Origin of the sequence: Pleionea mediterranea (genome assembly GCF_003148745.1) — a bacterium.
Taxonomy (GTDB): domain Bacteria; phylum Pseudomonadota; class Gammaproteobacteria; order Enterobacterales; family Kangiellaceae; genus Pleionea; species Pleionea mediterranea.
On sequence record NZ_QGGU01000006.1, the window covers coordinates 185,904 to 203,979 of the forward strand.

General features: G+C 39.4%; 13 protein-coding genes. 12 read left to right on the top strand and 1 reads right to left on the bottom strand.

Annotation, left to right across the window (positions count from 1 at the left end; translation table 11 throughout):
• Positions 1 to 80: 80 nt before the first annotated feature.
• From C8D97_RS09450 to C8D97_RS09500, 11 genes are read left to right on the top strand one after another with little or no spacing between them, the layout of a single operon-like run.
• Complete coding sequence (locus C8D97_RS09450; RefSeq protein WP_109763532.1) at positions 81 to 1,091, top strand: Wzz/FepE/Etk N-terminal domain-containing protein; 1,011 nt, start codon at positions 81 to 83, stop codon at positions 1,089 to 1,091.
• A gap of 3 nt (positions 1,092 to 1,094) precedes the next feature.
• Complete coding sequence (gene wecB, locus C8D97_RS09455) at positions 1,095 to 2,213, top strand: non-hydrolyzing UDP-N-acetylglucosamine 2-epimerase (RefSeq protein ID WP_210204902.1); 1,119 nt, start codon at positions 1,095 to 1,097, stop codon at positions 2,211 to 2,213.
• 34 nt (positions 2,214 to 2,247) lie between these two features.
• Positions 2,248 to 3,507: a UDP-N-acetyl-D-mannosamine dehydrogenase gene (gene wecC / locus C8D97_RS09460; protein WP_109763533.1), complete on the top strand. Its 1,260-nt coding sequence runs from the start codon at positions 2,248 to 2,250 to the stop codon at positions 3,505 to 3,507.
• Between the two features lie 12 nt (positions 3,508 to 3,519).
• Positions 3,520 to 5,271 carry a heparinase II/III domain-containing protein gene (locus C8D97_RS09465; protein WP_109763534.1) on the top strand — a complete coding sequence of 584 codons (1,752 nt, stop codon included), beginning with the start codon at positions 3,520 to 3,522 and terminating at the stop codon, positions 5,269 to 5,271.
• Positions 5,258 to 6,532, top strand: a complete 1,275-nt coding sequence (locus tag C8D97_RS09470) for a hypothetical protein (protein WP_109763535.1) — start codon at positions 5,258 to 5,260, stop codon at positions 6,530 to 6,532. Before C8D97_RS09465 ends, C8D97_RS09470 begins: the two co-directional genes overlap by 14 nt.
• The gene (locus C8D97_RS09475; RefSeq protein ID WP_109763536.1) at positions 6,525 to 7,667 is read left to right on the top strand and encodes a hypothetical protein; all 1,143 of its coding nucleotides are present in this window, start codon (positions 6,525 to 6,527) and stop codon (positions 7,665 to 7,667) included. Before C8D97_RS09470 ends, C8D97_RS09475 begins: the two co-directional genes overlap by 8 nt.
• The gene (locus tag C8D97_RS09480; RefSeq protein ID WP_109763537.1) at positions 7,645 to 8,754 is read left to right on the top strand and encodes a glycosyltransferase; all 1,110 of its coding nucleotides are present in this window, start codon (positions 7,645 to 7,647) and stop codon (positions 8,752 to 8,754) included. Before C8D97_RS09475 ends, C8D97_RS09480 begins: the two co-directional genes overlap by 23 nt.
• 1 nt (position 8,755) lies before the next feature.
• A complete protein-coding gene (locus C8D97_RS09485; protein WP_109763538.1) occupies positions 8,756 to 9,892 on the top strand; it encodes a Gfo/Idh/MocA family protein in 1,137 nt (378 codons plus the stop codon).
• Entirely contained in the window at positions 9,892 to 12,003 is a 2,112-nt protein-coding gene (locus C8D97_RS09490) for a bi-domain-containing oxidoreductase (RefSeq protein ID WP_109763539.1), read from the top strand. Before C8D97_RS09485 ends, C8D97_RS09490 begins: the two co-directional genes overlap by 1 nt.
• A 53-nt stretch (positions 12,004 to 12,056) precedes the next feature.
• On the top strand, positions 12,057 to 13,688 hold the full coding sequence (locus tag C8D97_RS09495; protein ID WP_109763540.1) for a heparinase II/III family protein: 1,632 nt from the start codon (positions 12,057 to 12,059) through the stop codon (positions 13,686 to 13,688).
• A gap of 1 nt (position 13,689) precedes the next feature.
• Complete coding sequence (locus tag C8D97_RS09500; protein ID WP_109763541.1) at positions 13,690 to 14,916, top strand: glycosyltransferase family 4 protein; 1,227 nt, start codon at positions 13,690 to 13,692, stop codon at positions 14,914 to 14,916.
• Between the two features lie 6 nt (positions 14,917 to 14,922).
• On the opposite strand, the gene C8D97_RS09505 is transcribed toward C8D97_RS09500, so the two are convergent.
• Complete coding sequence (locus tag C8D97_RS09505) at positions 14,923 to 16,032, bottom strand: MraY family glycosyltransferase (RefSeq protein ID WP_109763542.1); 1,110 nt, start codon at positions 16,030 to 16,032, stop codon at positions 14,923 to 14,925.
• A gap of 265 nt (positions 16,033 to 16,297) precedes the next feature.
• Between C8D97_RS09505 and C8D97_RS09510 the strand changes: the two genes are divergently transcribed.
• A complete protein-coding gene (locus tag C8D97_RS09510; RefSeq protein WP_109763543.1) occupies positions 16,298 to 18,007 on the top strand; it encodes a bifunctional sulfate adenylyltransferase/adenylylsulfate kinase in 1,710 nt (569 codons plus the stop codon).
• The last annotated feature ends 69 nt before the right edge of the window (positions 18,008 to 18,076 follow it).

The following is an 18,076-nucleotide window of genomic DNA, read 5'->3' on the forward strand; positions in this document are numbered from 1 at the left end:
CTTAAAACTTAAAACTTAAAACTTAAAACTTAAAACTTAAAACTTAAAACTTAAAACTTAAAACTTAAAACTTAAAACTAATGCCTGAACATAATAATGAAAGCCTAGAACGAAAGTTGAAAGATCTCGAAACTCGCTACTCGAAACTCGCCACTTCATCGTCCACAGGTGACAGTGATGAAATCGACTTGCGTGAGCTGTGGCGAGCAATTTGGCAAGGTAAGTGGATTATAATTGGTGTGACTTTTCTATTTACTGCTGCTTCCGTAGTTTATGCTTTTACTTTACCTAATGAGTATAAATCCACAGCAATTTTAGCCCCTGCATCACAGAACAGCAGTGCTGGTGGATTGGCAAAGTTAGCTGGGCAGTTTGGTGGGTTAGCTTCATTGGCCGGAATAAACCTCAGTGGGGCGGGGGGCGAAGATAAGTCTGTTATTGCTATGGAAATTATAAAAACCTGGGGGTTTTTAGAGGATTATATTCGCGAGAACAATATTGAAGCAGAAGTTTTTGCTGCAAAGGGATGGGACCGAAAAACCAATAAAATTATTTTTGATGAAGGTATCTATGATACTGAAAGCAAAAAATGGGTAAGGGAGGTTGCCTCGTCTAAAGGCGAAACTGCGATGCCAAACAGTTGGGAATTATACGAGAAATTTAAAGATCGAGTAAGAATAAGCCAAGATAAGAATTCAGGTTTGGTTAAATTATCCGTAGAGTACTATTCTCCTTACATGGCGAAAGAGTGGGTTGATAAGTTAGTGTTAGCAATTAATGGTCATATACAAACACAAGATAAAGCAGAAGCAAAAAAAAGCATTGAGTACTTAAATAAAAAAATCAACGAAACTAATATTGCTGGCATGCAAGCGGTCTTCTATCAACTTATTGAGGAGCAAACAAAAACATTAATGTTAGCCGAAGTAAGTGATGAGTATGTTTTTAAAACAATAAGCCCAGCTAAAGTAGCAGAAGAAGAGTCGAAGCCTAAACGAGCACTGATTTCTGTGCTTGGTACAATATTGGGTGGTTTGTTTGCCATGACTTTTGTTCTAATTTCTTACTTTCGAATTGACAAAAAGGAATAAAAGTTGAAAAAGATATTAAGCGTATTTGGCACTCGTCCAGAAGCTATCAAAATGGCGCCTTTGGTACATACGTTGGCTGGCAGTGAGCATTTTGAGTCAAAAGTTTGCGTAACCGCTCAGCACCGCGAGATGTTGGATCAAGTCTTAGCGCTATTTGAAATAAAACCCGACTACGACCTAAATTTGATGAAAGCCGGACAAACTCTACCAGAAGTAACCAGCCGGATTTTATTAGAGCTTACCCCCGTGTTGAAAGAATTTAAGCCAGATGTGGTGCTGGTGCACGGTGATACCGCGACCACCTTAGCGGCAAGTCTTGCTGCTTACTATGAACAAATAGCGGTAGGGCATGTGGAAGCAGGCTTACGTACAGGTAATATTTATAGCCCGTGGCCGGAAGAGGGAAATCGGAAACTCACAGGTTCATTAACAAAGTACCACTTTGCGCCAACGCAAACTAGTAAAGATAATTTACTGGCGGAAAATTATCATTCCGAGGACATTCATATTACTGGGAATACAGTGATCGATGCCTTGTTGATGATAAAAGATAAGCTTGAATCAGATACTGATTTACGGTCCACGCTCAATGCTCAGTTTCCATTTTTAAATGCGGATAAAAAGCTTATTTTGGTTACAGGACACCGTCGGGAAAGCTTTGGAGGCGGATTTGAACGTATTTGTGAGGCCTTGGTTGAGATTGCAAATGCTCACCCCAATGTGCAAATAGTTTACCCGGTGCATTTAAACCCCAATGTTCAAGAGCCTGTAAATCGCATATTGGCTGGGGTTGAGAATATTCGCCTGATTGAGCCACAACAATATTTGCCCTTTGTATATTTAATGAACCGAGCGCATATTATTTTAACTGACTCAGGCGGTATTCAAGAGGAGGCGCCTAGCTTAGGTAAACCCGTGCTAGTGATGCGAGATACCACAGAGCGCCCCGAAGCGGTTAGCGCCGGAACCGTAAAGTTAGTGGGTACAGATAAAAAGGTGATCAGTGAATCACTCAATACCTTACTCACTGATCAGGTTGCGTATGATGAAATGAGCTTTGCACACAATCCTTATGGAGACGGTAAAGCGTGCAAACGCATTTGTGATATTTTAGCTCAATAAGTTTTAACCAAAGTATAGGGTTTAGGGAATTTTGATGTCATTTAATACAGTTTCAGTTGTCGGGCTTGGTTACATCGGGTTGCCGACTGCAGCGATGTTTGCCTCGCGGAAGAAAAACGTGATTGGTGTTGATGTAAATCAGCATGCGGTAGACACAATCAATCGTGGCGAAATTCATATTGTTGAGCCCGAACTTGATATGATTGTGCACGCTGCAGTGAATGAGGGCTATTTAAAAGCGGTCACTCAACCAGAGCCCGCCGATGCTTTTTTAATTGCGGTACCCACACCTTTTAAAGATAGTAACAGCGATATTCCTGAGCCAGACCTGAGCTATATTGAAGCTGCAGCGAAGGCGATTGCGCCGGTGTTAAAGAAAGGCGATTTAGTCATTCTTGAATCAACCTCGCCTGTAGGGGCAACTGAGCAAATGGCGAAGTGGATGGCCGTGGCGCGGAGGGATTTAAGTTTTCCACAACAAGTCGGTATTGAGGCCGACATTAATGTGGCGCACTGCCCAGAACGTGTATTGCCTGGTCATGTGGTACGAGAACTGGTAGAGAACGACCGCGTTATTGGTGGAATGACAGAAAAGTGCTCTAAGCGAGCGATTGAGTTATATAAAGTTTTTGTTGAAGGGGAGTGTGTTGTCACTAATGCGCGTACTGCAGAAATGGCAAAGCTAACCGAAAACTCTTGCCGCGATGTACAAATTGCCTTTGCTAATGAACTTTCAATTATATGCGACAAATTAGATATTAATGTGTGGGAGCTAATTTCTCTAGCTAATCGTCACCCTCGTATTAATATTTTGCAACCTGGTCCGGGTGTTGGTGGCCACTGCATTGCCGTTGATCCTTGGTTCATAGTAAGTAACACACCAGAGCAAGCTAAAATTATACATACTGCTCGCCAGGTTAATGATGGTAAACCTAGGTGGGTTATTGATAAAGTAAAAATAGCAATTTCAGACTTTCTTCAGGCTAATCCCAAAAAGCGAGTCGAAGATGTGACGGTCGCATGTTTTGGTTTAGCATTTAAACCCGATATCGATGATCTTCGAGAGAGTCCAGCAATGGACATCACTCAGCAAATCGCTTCGTTACACAAGGGAAAAGTGCTGGCGGTTGAGCCTAATATTCATAAAGTATCTAATCAGAATTTTGAACTGGCGACCTTTGAACAAGCCCAGCAGGAAGCTGATATTGCTGTGTTGCTGGTAGACCACAAAGAATTTAAATCGTCAGGTAAGCCAGCGATTGCACATGTAGTAGACACAAAAGGAATTTGGTAGTAGAACGCCCTTGTGAATATTAATAAAGTCAAATATATACTAAAGAGGCTGTGTGAATCACCGCCTTCTTTTTTGATAAACAAAGCAAAGGTAGAGCTTAATAAAAAGCTTATCTATTCACAGAGTAGTCCGCTACTTAGGCATAAAGTGAGTAAATATTACGACCGGCTACAGGAGCATAATAGAGCCCCTTTAGTAATGCGCCTGTCGAACGAAAAGCTTGATTACTTAGCTCAAAGAGTTGAAAGCTATGACCATGGATATCCTTGCTTGGGCTATGGCTTAGTCGATATTTATTCAAAAGGAACGTATTCAAAAGACTGCGTGCATAATTTTGACTGGTATACCAAGGAACTCTCTTTCGCCATAGATTTCATTAAGGCCGACACTTGTTGCGATATTAAAGTCCCATGGGAAAAGAGTCGTTTACAATGGTTAACTGAAATAGCGATCTTAGTTGCTCATGACAGGCTCCCTATAGAGGATGTGTATACCCGTTTGACAAATTGGTCGAATGAAAATCCATTCCTTTATGGTGTGAACTGGATTAGCTCAATGGAGGTCGCTATTCGAGTTATGAATTTAGTAGTGATACTCCTGTTATTAGAAAAAGAGCAACACAAACAGCTTAACGACCTTTTGTTAAAGCTAATAGCAAGCCATAAGGCTTATTTAGAGCTTTACCCTGAAATTAGTGACGTGCCTGGAAATCATTACCTCGCAACAGAGGCTGGAGTTGCTGCAATAATGTATGCGGCTGGGGAAAGTTATGAACCTCAGAGACTGCTAGCGTTATTTGAACAGCAGTTTCCAGATGGTGGCATGCACCTAGAGTTCAGCACTATTTATAACCGACTCTGTGTTGATATTGCATTAATAGCCTGTGCACTGCTTCCAGATGTTACATCAAATAAGCCACTCTCGGATAAACTATTGAGCATGATAGATAGCGTGAATATGTTATCGAGCTCAAAGGCGTTATTACCCATCTTCGGCGACTCGGATAGTGGTCAAGTGTTTAACTTCGGTCAGTCATCAAGAGAGGCAACCTTATACACATCAAATGTGCCTAGTTCCAAAGCTATTAGTATTTTGAGTGAGCTTGTCCGGAGTCTAAACCCTGACGTTTGGCAACTAGTGGAGTCTCATCAAACAAAAAGCGAAACCTCATTTTCGTTATATCCATATTATGTTATGGAAAATAATACTTACAAAGTGATAGTCAGGTATGGGGGAGCAGGTTTAGCTGGCAGAGCACCTCATGACCATGATGATGTAATGTCTTTTTGGACTTTTAAAAACGGAGCTGACTTGATTGTTGAGCGCGGTTGCGCTCCCTATACTTCAGATTTTAATTATCGCGAGCAATTAATATCTTATGATTCTCATAATCAACTTAGAAGAAAAACAGAAAAAGCCCGCTTGACACATGGCTCTGTTTTTCCAATAGCACCGGTCGGGGAGTCTGAAATAACTGCGAATGGCTTGAAGGTAGAATTAAAAAATGGAGTCCATAGACGAAAGTTAATGTTAACTGATAATGGTCTTTTAATAACGGATATTTGGTTCTCAGATGAAAAGTGTGCATCGGTATTTTATCCAGTAGACTCTGCTGAATTTGATATAAAGTTTCAAAAAGGCTTGCTTTCTGATAGTTGTAAGAAGGATAAGTTTTTTACAGAGTATGGTGCTCTATATACTGAAATTAAGAGACTATATTTCGAGCTTGATTCTAAAGGTGAGTACCAAATTGAGTTCTCATAGCGAGTATTTTTTAGTTGCTTTGCTACTACTACTATTCTTTTCAGCGCTTACAATCGGCATTGCAATTTTTAACAAGACGAAAAGTAATGGGCTTCACTTATATGATGCATATATATCCGGTCTAGTCATATATACTGTTGGGTGCATTTTTCTTTTGATTGATGGCTTCAATGATGATGAGATTTTTTTGCTCTCCTTATCAGTATTTTTGTTTTTGTCGTCTTATTTTTTTTGGATAATAAATCGACTTTCTATGCGGGTCGGGCTGAGTATAGAACAGGTACGTAATATCCAAACCAAAAATAAATTTTTTCTTGTTTTATCTGTTTCTTTTGTGATTGTTATTAATTTAATTTTTATTTACTTCGTATATGAACGTATCATCAAAGGACATTTTTCTGGAGCTTTTGCGCTATTGGATATAAGGAAAACAATTTCATCCGGAGAGGCAGGCTATTTTTATCCCGGAATAATCAAGCAGGTCAGAGATATATTTGCCCCTGCTTTAATCGTATGGCTCTATCTTTATTACTATGGAAAATATCGAGCTTTAACTCTTGTATTAGTCGCAGGACTTATTCTGATTGCAATGATCTTTGGTGGGCAGCGCATGCCTGTTTTAGTTTTATTTTTGGCCGTTCTTATATCTATTTTCATTAAGAAAAAGGCTGAGGGAGCCTACATATCTAAAGTCAAGATATTTTTCTTTTCTCTCATTCCATTAGTTCTCATATTCTGTCTTAATGTACTTTTGGGAAGAGCTGGCGAAGGTGAAGGGATTTTTGAATCTTTTTTCAATCTGGTTCTAAACCTTTTAACAAGAGTTTTTGCAACAGTACCACAAGAAAACCTGCATGTTCTGCCATACTTATCTAGTCTCGATATCCCAGCTTTTTCATTGTGGCTCTCTGACTTATCTATATTGCTACCTGGTACTCAAGCGGCATTCTCAAATGAGCTCCATTCGTATTTAGGGGGGTCAAAACAAGGGAATGCTGTTTTGGGTGCGCCTGTTGATGTATTTGTAAATGCTGGTTATATAGGTCTAGTCGCCGTACCTGCCTTGGTTTTTGTGGTGCTCAAGTATTTAAATGATATTTTACTTTATAAGAGTAACCCTTTTTCTATAGCATTGTTTATCGTGGTTTTTTGTTATTTACCATTTTGCTACTCTCTCTATCTGTTTTTATTAAATGGTGGGTTATTACTGTGTTTATATGGTATCTACAATGTTCTCGTTCCAAGGAAGAGAAGTGGCTAAAATATATTCTTTCTTGGGGCTGATATTAACTTCATTTCTAACTATTGGTGTTATTCAGTTTACAGCAATTAGTGATTTTGCTCTGGCCGCAGGATTGTCTCGCTTTTTCGCCATTGCAACGATAATTTTTTCCTTTTTGTATTTGGGCCAGCGGCAATTTATAAACATTCATGGACATGTTGTATCTGAGCAAGATGACTTTTTGTTCCGTGGTGTTAATGTGTTGCTGTCTTCGATAATCTGTATCTTGGCCTTTGAAGTTGTCGGTGCAGGGGTAGAGTTGGCTATTTTGATCATTGGCTTTAAGGTGTCAGAAGCAATAGTTGATTATTTGTTTGGCTTTTTAAATTATAAGTATGGTTTTGCGAAAGGTAGTTTTTTGTTTTTTAAAAGCTCAATACTTAGAGTGTCTATAATTTTACTTTTTTTGATAATGGGTTTGGCTATATATGACTTTGATTTACAGAGTTCGGTTTCCTTATCTGCACCGATAATACTAGCTTACTCGATAGTTTACTTTTTTGTTTCGCTTAAACAGCTTTCTAAACAGCCATGGAGTTTTGACTACAAGAAGACAGTAGTTACATTACTCCCATACTCAATTTCTGCAAGTGTTTGCGCATTTTTACTGCTATCTCCTAGGTGGCTAGTATCACCTGATACTCCAGGTGGCGAGGAGTTCCTTGTCGCTTTTTCGTTAGTGCCAGTGTTTGGCGTAGCTTTAAATACATTGTTTGCTTCGTATATTGGCCTTGCTAGAATAGATGTTAAGAAAGCATACCTGAAGCTATTGATAACAGCTTCGATACTTTGCCTCTTACTGTTTCTTTCTACGCCTATCCAAGCTTACATATACAGTATTGTATATGGGTTAAATGAAGTTGAGGCGAATACATTTGCTCGCGCGGTCAATGTCGGTTGTCTATTTTTTTCAGCGGTATTGTTCGCTAATTTTTTTAAATTTAAACAGCCGATTTATGAGGCGTATTGTTATTTGTTAGGTATCTCGATGTTGTACTTAATTACTTTTCTAGGGGGAGGAAACATAATGGCAATTGTTGTCTCATCGCTATCGATTCTGTTGTTTTCAACCCTGTCATTAAAGGTAAGAAATGAAACGTATCATATTTCTTAGAACTTCTAGTAAGCCGATACCTCGGGTAAAGCGAGTCGCTCACGTTGCTAACGAATTAGGCTACGAAACTCTTTTTGTTGGTGCTTACAGGGATGGAAATTTAAAACGTAAAGACGTATGGGATGGTCTCGAAGTTGAACGAGTCGGAAAGTTTTACCCGATGCTCAATGGAGTTGGGTTGATGACCTATCTTAAGGGGGTGGTCTCATATAATCGAGGTGCATTTAAGCTACTCAAAGATAAAAAGCCTGATGTTATACACTTTTCTGACGTAGAGTCATTTTTTGCGGTTTTTTTCTATCGAATCTTTAGTAAAGTATCAACTCTATATAATATCCATGATAATTTTGGTCAAAGATACCCGCTCCCTAAGTTAGTGAATCAGTTGCTAAATATATTCGAGGGGCTGATTGTAAGGTTTACGACTGCAACTATGGTTCCTGAGCAGTTTAGGGCTGATGCCTTACCTAAGTTTTGTAGGTCGAAAATTCAAGTAGTTAGAAACACACCTGTTGATCCTGGGGCGTCTCCGCACGCGGGTTTTGAGGATGATAAGATAAAGCTTGTTTTTGCAGGTTGGCTCGATGAAGGTCGAGGTATAGATACTCTACTAGAGCTAGCAGAAATGGAACCGCGAGTAGAGTTACACGTTGCCGGCGAAGGCAGTAAAGAGTTGATAGAAAGATTAGAGTCAAAGAGAAACTGTAAATATTATGGCTTCTTAGATCACGAGCAGGTACTCTCTCTTACGAGAGAATGTGATTTTGTTTTCGCTCACTATAGCCCACATCGCACTATCAATATTTATGCTGCGCCAAATAAATTAGCGGAGTCATTGGCTGTTTCAAGACCAGTAATTATCAATAGTGAAGCGTTAGTATCTAAGCCTGTTCAATGTAAGTCGTGTGGTATAGTCACAGATTATGGGGATGTTCGAGAGTTACACAAGAATATTTTAGCTCTAGTTGCTAATTATGATGCGTACATAAGTGCTTGTAAAAAGGCTCGAGAGCTTTTTGAAGAAGAGTACAGTTGGGAATCCGTCAAAGAAAGTACAGTCGCTGTTTTTAAGAAAATTGAGAATTAAAATGGATTACACTAAAGAACCTTTAATATTTAAGATAAAGAAAGTCACCCGATATGTAGGTATGTATGGTTTAGAACGAACTTTAAAAAAGGTTCGCTCTCAGTATCACATGCAATCAAAAACGTCGTTTGTCAATGAATGGGTAAATGAACAGGGTAATACCGATGGTGATGTTGCAATTATTGGTTGTGGTAACTTTGCATTTTCTACAATTGCCCATTATGTTTCGAAAAAAACGCAAGGCAAAATAAAATATACATTAGATACTGATAGTTCTAAATCTTTATCTTTAGCGAAAGAGTACAAAGCATATAAAGCAACAGAGAATTATGAAGAAATATTAAATGATCCTGGTGTTAAGGTGATTTATATAGCTTCAAACCACGCTAGCCATGCTGAGTATGCCATTTTAGCTCTTGAGTGTGGTAAGGATGTGCATATAGAAAAGCCGCATGTTGTTAATTATGAGCAACTTGTACGCCTAGAACAGGCAATGCTTACTTACCCAAATTCTAGAGTATTTCTCGGTTTTAATAGACCTAAAAGCAAATTGTTTAAGATATTGATGGGTGAGGTAGAAAAGCAGCCGGGCAATATAATGATGAACTGGTTTATTGCTGGTCATGAGATAGACGATGACCATTGGTACTTCTCTGAGGCTGAAGGCGGTCGAGTTATGGGAAACCTATGTCATTGGTCAGATTTATGTCTTCACCTAGTTGGTATTGAAAATGCTTTCCCTTGCACTATTAGTCCTGCTATTGCAACGGAGGCAAAGTCAAATTTTGCTGTAACCGTCACGTTTGCTGATGGCTCTCAAGCAGCACTTACATTCTCTGCAAAAGGACATACTTTTGAGGGGGTTCGTGAGTATTTGAATATACACAAAGGGGATTTACTCGCTTCATTAAGAGACTTCCAAGACCTTAGTCTAGATATAATTGATAAACAACATTTAAAAAGGTTACGTCACCGAGATCATGGCCACTGTGTGAATATTACTCACTCTTACAATGCCCATAAGAATAATACATCGGGAGAGTCCTTAGACTATGTTAGAGGTAGCGCACTTTTTGTTTTGAAAATTAAAGAAGCTTTAGATACCAATTCAGTAATTATTTGTGAGAATAAATTGTAATGAGACAGATATTTCAAGACCTTAAAAACGGCGAAATGCAGCTTAAAGAGATCCCATACCCTCAGGTAAAATGTGGTAATGTGAATATAAAAACAACGAAAACACTGGTCTCAATTGGTACCGAGCGAATGCTCGTAGATTTTGGGAAGGCAGGATGGATAGAAAAAGCCCGCTCACAGCCAGATAAAGTAAAAATGGTGCTAGAAAAAGCAAAAACCGATGGTATTGCGGCAACTTACGATGCGGTTAAGTCAAAACTCGACCAGCCCTTACCACTAGGTTATTGTAATGTCGGCACTGTGCTAGATGGAAGTGATACTGGCTTCGAAAAAGGAACGAGAGTTGTTTCAAATGGAAATCATGCAGAGGTCGTACGAGTACCTAAGAATTTGGTAGCTGCAATTCCAGAAGGTGTTGATGACGAATCAGCTTCTTTTACTGTGCTTGGTGCAATAGCTATGCAAGGAATTCGGTTAGTTAAACCTACCCTGGGTGAAACAGTTGTTGTGACTGGACTTGGTTTGATTGGTTTGCTTGCGGTACAAATTTTAAAAGCCAATGGATGTCGAGTCCTTGGGATTGATTTTGATACTACGAAATGTGACCTAGCAAAGCAGTTTGGAGCAGAAGTCGTTGATTTATCTAAAGGTGAAGATGCTCTCGCTATCGCCGAAGCTTTTTCGAGAGGGCACGGTGTGGATGCTGTGTTGATTACTGCGAGCTCCAAGAGTAACGATATCATGCATCAGGCTGCAACAATGTGTCGTAAACGAGGTCGCATTGTTCTTGTGGGTGTCGTTGGCTTAGAGCTTAGTCGAGCTGACTTTTACGAGAAGGAGCTAACTTTTCAAGTATCTTGTTCATATGGACCAGGTCGTTATGATGAAGAATATGAAAATAAAGGTAAAGATTATCCTTTTGCTTTTGTGCGTTGGACAGAGCAACGCAATTTTGAGGCTGTATTAGACTTAATGGCAACAGGCGCGATTGATGTTCAGCCTCTGATAAGCCATCGTTTTGAAATCGACGAAGCAAAAGCTGCTTACGAAAAGTTGGATGACCGAGCATCTCTAGGGATTCTTTTAGACTATAGCAAATCAAACAAAGTAGAAATAACGAGCTCTACCGTTTCTCTAAATGAATCTACGGACTTTACAGAAAGGAAGGGGAATGTAGCTTTTATTGGAGGTGGTAACTATGCCTCTCGTGTGCTTATTCCGGCCTTTAAAAAGGCAGGAGCAAATTTAACTACCATTGTAACCAGTGGTGGTATCAGTGCTGTACATCACGGTAAGAAGAATGGTTTTTCCAATGCAACCACTGAAATAGAGCATGCGCTCGATGCTAGAACTGATACAGTTGTAATAGCGACCCAACATAATTTGCATGCATCACAAGCTATTGCAGCACTTGAGAAAAGTAAACATGTATTTGTTGAAAAGCCTTTAGCGTTAAATCACGAAGAAATCGATGCAATTGAAGCGGCACAGAAAAAAGCCAATACCATGGTTATGGTAGGTTACAATCGTCGCTTTGCTCCACAAGTACAAAAAATGAAGCAGTTGCTTGATAAAAAGGCTGCACCGAAAACCTTTATTATGACAATGAATGCTGGTGACATACCTAGTGACCATTGGACCCAGGATCCTGCTGTAGGTGGTGGTCGTATCATTGGCGAGGCTTGTCACTACATAGACTTAATGCGTTTTTTTGTAGGCTATAAAATAACTTCATTCAATGCTGTGAGCATGGGTAATAACGATTATGTCAAAGTCACTGAAGATAAAGCTATTATTACATTGGCATTTGAAGATGGCTCTGTAGGTTCAATTCATTACTTTTCTAACGGTGGTAAGTCTTTTCCTAAAGAGCGTATAGAAGTATTTTGTGACAACGGTGTTCTTCAGCTGGATAATTTTCGTAAATTAACTGGCTTTGGTTGGAAGGGTTTTAACAAGTTGAACTTATGGTCGCAAGATAAAGGACAGGCTAATTGCTCAGAGGCATTTATGGAAGCTGTTAGGCATGGAACACAAAGTCCAATTCCACAAGATGAGATTTTCGAAGTTGCTCGTATTTCAGTAGATATTGCTGAGCAGTTACGAAAATAATATATTATTAATCAAAGGTAAGGGAAGGGAGGTTCCTTCCCTTTGTTTTATCAATGAAAAAGCTCTTATTAGTTTTTAATACGCTTAAATACTTAAAGTGGACTCAGCTTTACTTTCGTATTTATCGTAAATTAGTCAAGCCTAAGGTAACTGAACGTCTTATAGGTAAATTGCCTAGGCGGAACGAGCGGTTTGTAAACGTATCACTTTATGATGAAAAAATAACGACTGACTTTAGAGCTACGTTTTTAAACTATAGTAAATATCTCGACTTGCCACGTGACTGGAATGATGAGTCTTATAGTAAACTTTGGGTATACAATTTACATTACTTTGAAGATTTGCTTGCGTCATCGGCAGATGAGAAATATTCATTTCACCTTGAACTTTTAGATAAATGGCAATCACAAAACGCTGAGGGACACGGTAATGGTTGGGAGCCATATCCAATTTCTTTACGTATTTCTAATATTTTAAAAGCCTTTCAAGCAGGCTTGCCACTTGAGCAGAGTCATTTTGAAAGTTTGTATGCTCAAGCAAGTTATCTTTCCAATGATTTAGAAAAACACCTTTTAGGAAACCATTATTTTGTCAATCTGAAAGCACTGTTGTTCGCCGGTGTGGTATTTAGCAACTTGCGTTGGTTTAATATTGCTGTAAATGGCTTATTCAAAGAAATTCCTGAGCAAACATTAAACGATGGTGCTAACTTTGAGCTGTCGCCAATGTATCACTCTCTGATACTGGTAGATATGCTTGACATATATAACTTGGCAAGTGCGTACACTGAACAAGTGCCAACGGCACTTATCGATATGCTGAAAGCCAAGATTAAAAAAATGCTGCTCTTTATGAACCTTATGGCTCACACTGACAGTGGGGTGTCCTTTTTTAATGATTCAGTAGATGGTATTGCGCCAGAAAAAGTGCGAATTGAGCGCTATGCACATAAGCTTGGTTTCAGTATTCCTTCATTTGATCCTAATAAGCTTCAGGCTATTGATTCACAGGCTTCTGGTTATATGATTGCAAGCCACAGTGGAAATAAATTAATTTTTGACGCTGCGAATGTCGGGCCCGATTACATTCCGGGACATGCTCATGCTGATACCCTGTCTTTTGAGTTTTCTATCGGAGAGGAACGTGTTTTTGTTAACTCTGGTACATCGCAATATGGTTTGGGTGAAAAGCGTATCAATGAACGCAAAACATTTTCGCATAATACGGTCGAAGTAGATTGTACTGATTCATCACAAGTTTGGAGCGGGTTTCGTGTCGGAAAGAGAGCTCGTGTGATCGAACGAAATGCAGAAATTCTAGGATCTTCTGCAGTTTTAAGTGCTAAACACAATGGGTATAAAAAGATCTTTAATGGCCCAATTCACAAGCGTGTTTTAAAGTTACAGGCTAATGCTCTGAGAATTGAAGATACGCTTGCGGGTAAGTTTAAAATAGCAGTAGCTCGCTTTTATTTGCATCCGAGACTTGATGTGTTTATGCAGAACGATGAGCTTATTATTACTGGTCAGCACTTTGAGATGCGCGCTAACATAGAGGCTCATAAATCTAATCTTGTGCGTAGCACATGGCACCCTGGCTTTGGTCTTATGCAAGAAAATCAATGCATAGAACTTGAGTTTTTAGGCAGCAAAAATATCATACAGTTTTCGTGGATTACTAAGTAATATGCATATTCTTTTTTTAACAGATAACTTTCCGCCTGAGGGTAATGCTCCAGCTACGCGAACTTATGAGCATGCGAGAGAGTGGGTTAAAAATGGTCATAAGGTAACTATTATTACTGGAGTACCAAATTTTCCAGAGGGAAAGGTCTTTGAAGGTTACCAAAATGAGTGGTATCAAAAAGAAAATATTGATGGAATAGAAGTTCGCCGAGTGAAAACCTATATTACTGCAAACGAAGGTTTTGTTAAACGCACTCTTGATTTTTTATCATTTATGGTAACTAGTTTTTTTGCAGGTCTTTTTGTAAAAAAGCCTGATGTGATAGTCGGTACTTCACCTCAGTTTTTTACTGCTTGTAGTGCCTGGGCTTTATCGGCAATAAGACGAAAGCCCTTTGTTTTTGAATTGCGAGATATATGGCCAGCATCGATTACAGCTGTTGGTGCGATGGATAAAACCATTGTTATTCGATTGCTTGAAAAGCTCGAGATGTTTTTGTATCGTCGCGCAACCCGAATCATCTCGGTCACTCATTCATTTAAAGATGAGTTGGTAAGACGTGGTATCGATATAAGTAAAATAGATGTAGTTCTTAATGGGGTGGACTTATCTCTATACAGTCCAGTAAGCGCAAAGGATGCTGAGCTTAGTAGAGAATTTAATTTAGAGAATAAGTTCGTTGTCGGTTACGTTGGTACTCATGGTTTGGCACATGCTTTAGACAAAGTACTTGATGCTGCAGAGTCATTGATGGAACATTCGGAAATACATTTTATTTTTGCAGGTGGTGGGGCTGCAAAGGAATCCTTGGACAATGAAATTAAAGTTCGTGGCTTGACCAATGTGGTTTCAATACCAAGGCAATCAAAACATATGATGCCACGACTTTGGAGTTTGTGTGATATTTCCCTTATTAGCTTGAAAGATACACCGTTGTTTAAAACGGTGATCCCATCAAAAATATTTGAGTCTATGGGAATGGGAATTCCTATTATAATTACTGCTCCAGTCGGAGAGGCAACTGAAATAATTGAGAGAGCAGGTGCTGGAGTTATTGTTAGGCCAGAGACCCCAGAAGAACTAACGAATGTAGTATTTGATCTTTATGAAAATAAGCAAACGTTGAGATCATACTCCATTGCAAGTGCTAAGGCTTCTCAGGAGTTCTCTAGAGAATATTCTGCTGTCAAAATGGAGGGGGTTTTAAATAAATTAATTAAGGAATAACTTTAGCTATGCATTTGTATTGAACTTTTTCTCAGTATTTGGTTTCATTTCGACGATCTTAGCCATGGATTCTTTCCTATCGTACTTAAACAATCTCTCTACATAAATATACAGCGCAAAAGCAAAGCTTAAATAAAGTCCTACGGCACCAAACTGAAAGTAAACAAGAGAAGTACCTAGCGAAAGTGATAGTGCTGTGATCCCATAGATAAATAATACCGCCTGTCTCACATTTAAACCGTGATTAAGTAAAATATGATGGATATGATCTCTTCCGGCCTTTAATGGTGACTTTCCTTCTTTTATTCGCTTAAGAACAACGGCTGATATATCCCAAAGTGGTAAAGCGAATAACCATAATATATAGGCTGGTTTTATTGGATTGTTGGTAGCTGAAGCAATAGTAAGATGAATGGCTAGGTAAGGGAGTATAAAACCTAGTAAATTAGTACCTGAGTCGCCCATAAAAACACTGGCCTTTTCTCGCCAGGGGAAGCGATAATTATAAAGCCAGAAGCCAACGACGGCTCCTAGTAGAGTAGTAGTGTAAGGAGCTATAGCATTGTTATTAATGGAAGCTGTACCCAGAGTGAAAAATAGTATCAACATTACCACGCCAGACACTAGACCATCTAAGCCGTCTAACATGTTGATAGCATTAATAACACCTAAGATAGCTAATACCGTTATAGGATAACTTAAAATACCTAACGAAAACTCCACTCCCCAGAAGTTACCTAAGCTTGTTAGCCAAATACTGTCTAAAGATAGCGCAATGGATATAATGATAGCTTGAAGAACAAATCGTAACGCAGCACTAATATCGAAACGATCATCAATTAAACCAAGTAAAAATAGCGTACTAGAGCCAAAAATCAGACCTTCAAAACCGGTGTAGAGCCCATTAAATAACACCGTTGCCATAAATGCTGTGTAGATGGCTACACCACCCACTAGAGGCACAGGGGCTGCGTGTTTTTTACGTCCACCAGGATGATCAACAAGTCCCACCATTGGAGCAAAACGACGGAAAACAGGCACTAAAGCCAGCACCATAAAAAATGCCATAAAGGTTTCAAAATGTTGTATTGATTGAAGCAAAGACGCCGATTCCATGAAAATCCTAAATTATTTTGTGACTCTGTTATCCTTTTTAAGGTGCAGATTATAGTAAAGAGTCTAAAAAATATCTATAAATTCTAAATTAATAGTTATGATTCGATTCAACTTTAACGACTTTTAGCCGTTAAAGTTGACATGTGCAGATTCTGTTATAGACATATAATTTTTAATCATTCTATTTTCCACCTAGAGCTCGTTAGTATATCAAACACCTTGATATCTACATTTTGTAATTAAGAGCAAAAGCTACAGGAATAACATGACAAATTTATTACGCCCTCACGGTGGAGTGCTGGTCGAATTAATCGAGCCAGCTATAAATGAAAGCTCAAAAATTAAACTTTCAGAGCTTCGTTCATGGGATTTAACCCAGCGACAAACCTGTGATCTGGAACTGCTATTAAATGGAGGCTTTTCACCTTTAACGGGTTTTTTGACTCAAAAAGACTATGAGTCTGTACTGGAAATGATGCGTTTAAGGGATGGTACTTTGTGGCCTATACCCATCACATTGGATGTGACGAAAGAATTTGCTGAAAGCATAGACATTGATGATTCGGTAGTGCTGCGTGATCAGGAAGGGGTCGCTTTGGCGCTTTTGCAAGTATCTGATAAATGGACGCCAGATAAAGCACTGGAAGCGAATCGTGTCTATGGTACCGAAGATAGATTACACCCAGCGGTTGATTATTTATTTAATCAGTCCGGTGAGGTTTATTTGGGAGGTCGTATTACGGGCTTGGAATTACCGCGACATTACGATTATAAGCATTTACGCGATTCGCCTGCTGAACTGCGAGCGAAGTTTGAAAAGTGGGGATGGAATAAAGTGGTTGCTTTTCAAACACGCAATCCAATGCATAGAGCTCATCAGGAACTAACCTTTCGAGCCGCTAAACAGGAAGAAGCTAACCTGTTAATACATCCAGTGGTTGGTATGACAAAACCGGGTGATATTGATCATTTTAGCCGAGTGCGTTGTTATGAACACATTTTAAAGGAATACCCAGAGCAAACCACAATGCTGAGCTTATTGCCATTGGCAATGCGTATGGGGGGGCCGAAAGAGGCACTCTGGCACGCCATTATTCGTAAAAATTATGGTTGTACGCACTTAATCGTGGGGCGAGATCATGCCGGGCCCGGTAAAGATTCTCAGGGTAACGATTTTTATGGACCCTATGATGCGCAGGAATTACTAAAAGAGCATGAAAATGAGCTTGGCATTAAAATGGTGCCATTCCAGATGATGGTGTATGTGAAGGAAAAAGCTGAATATATGCCTGTAGACGATGTGGATGAAGGCCTAACCATTTTAAATATATCAGGCACAGAGGTAAGACGTCGTCTTGCCGAAGGTTTGGAGATCCCCGACTGGTTTTCTTATCCTGACGTGGTTGAAGAACTGCGCAAAACGAAGCCGCCTCGTCATAAACAAGGGGTTACTATCTTTTTTACTGGCCTATCTGGCGCTGGCAAATCAACCATTGCTAATGCATTGATGATTAAACTACTGGAAATAGGTAATCGGCCAGTGACGCTACTTGATGGTGATTTGGTCAGAAAGCATTTATCCAGTGAACTTGGTTTTAGTAAAGAGCACCGCAACATCAATATTCAGCGGATTGGCTATGTGGCGAGTGAAATTACTAAAAATGGCGGTTTTGCCATATGCGCACCGATTGCGCCTTATCGAGAAACTCGTCGTGAAGTACGTCAGATGATCGAACAAGAAGGTGGTTTCATTGAAATTCATGTCGCCACGTCGCTAGAAGAGTGTGAACGTAGAGACCGTAAAGGGTTATACGCAAAAGCTCGTAAAGGCATTATAAAAGAATTTACCGGTATAAGTGATCCTTATGAAGAGCCAGAAGCACCAGAACTTGTGATCGATACAATAGCGTGCACTCCCGATGAAGCGGCGCAGCGAATATTATTAAAGTTAGAAGGGCTGGGTTATATCAAATAGTCCGTTTTTACACCTGTGGTTGTTTACAAAAAAGTCGGCTTGTCCGGCTTTTTTGATTTATGGCAATGA

Bases quoted from the DNA above. Each gene is read 5' to 3' on its own strand.
- C8D97_RS09450 (WP_109763532.1), top strand. From the start codon at position 81: ATGCCTGAACATAATAATGAAAGCCTAGAACGAAAGTTGAAAGATCTC.
- wecC (WP_109763533.1), top strand. From the start codon at position 2,248: ATGTCATTTAATACAGTTTCAGTTGTCGGGCTTGGTTACATCGGGTTG.
- C8D97_RS09480 (WP_109763537.1), top strand. From the start codon at position 7,645: ATGAAACGTATCATATTTCTTAGAACTTCTAGTAAGCCGATACCTCGG.
- C8D97_RS09485 (WP_109763538.1), top strand. From the start codon at position 8,756: ATGGATTACACTAAAGAACCTTTAATATTTAAGATAAAGAAAGTCACC.
- C8D97_RS09490 (WP_109763539.1), top strand. From the start codon at position 9,892: ATGAGACAGATATTTCAAGACCTTAAAAACGGCGAAATGCAGCTTAAA.
- C8D97_RS09495 (WP_109763540.1), top strand. From the start codon at position 12,057: ATGAAAAAGCTCTTATTAGTTTTTAATACGCTTAAATACTTAAAGTGG.
- C8D97_RS09500 (WP_109763541.1), top strand. From the start codon at position 13,690: ATGCATATTCTTTTTTTAACAGATAACTTTCCGCCTGAGGGTAATGCT.
- C8D97_RS09505 (WP_109763542.1), bottom strand. From the start codon at position 16,032: ATGGAATCGGCGTCTTTGCTTCAATCAATACAACATTTTGAAACCTTT.
- C8D97_RS09510 (WP_109763543.1), top strand. From the start codon at position 16,298: ATGACAAATTTATTACGCCCTCACGGTGGAGTGCTGGTCGAATTAATC.